At 52.2% G+C, this 469-nt stretch carries 1 protein-coding gene; it reads right to left on the bottom strand.

Features of this window, described 5'->3' with window-relative positions; genetic code table 11:
- A partial coding sequence (locus KJQ99_RS09650; RefSeq protein WP_250325700.1) for a C69 family dipeptidase occupies positions 1 to 452 on the bottom strand: 452 nt, incomplete at its 3' end.
- Positions 453 to 469: the final 17 nt, after the last annotated feature.

Here is a 469-nt window from a genome sequence, read left to right as displayed (position 1 = left end):
GTGCTGTAAATTTCGTCAGAAAGCGTGTGCGTTCCGAAGATGTTGCGGAAGTTGAAGCACGTTTCATCCGGATTGAGATGATTTTTTGAAACGAATTCCTGAATGGAAGCAGAAAACATGAAGTTGTCCGGATCATCGAAGTCGATTTCCTGGATGGCCAGCTGGTTGGCCACGACGGCATAGCAGTCGTCAGGGATGCGCTGTGCGACCCAGTGGTGGCCGGAGCCCGTTTCAAGGTACCAGACCTCGTCTTTGTCCGAAAAAAGAATCCCGTTTGATTCGCAGGTTCCGTATTTTTCAACGATGGCTCCGAGCCGTTTGACACCTTCTCTTGCAGTCTTGACGTGCGGCAAGACGACGGTGACCATCGCTTCTTCGCCGATGCCTTTTTCAACTAGCGGATCAAAGCCCAAAACGCGCTCGTTGGCATAGGCGCTTTCGGTCGCGCTCATGCAGACGCCGTATTCGT

The organism is Campylobacter sp. 2018MI13, from assembly GCF_018501135.1.
In the GTDB taxonomy this organism is placed as follows: Bacteria; Campylobacterota; Campylobacteria; order Campylobacterales; family Campylobacteraceae; genus Campylobacter_E.
Note: the sequence above shows the minus strand (reverse complement) of the source record. Positions and strands in the feature narration are given on the sequence as shown.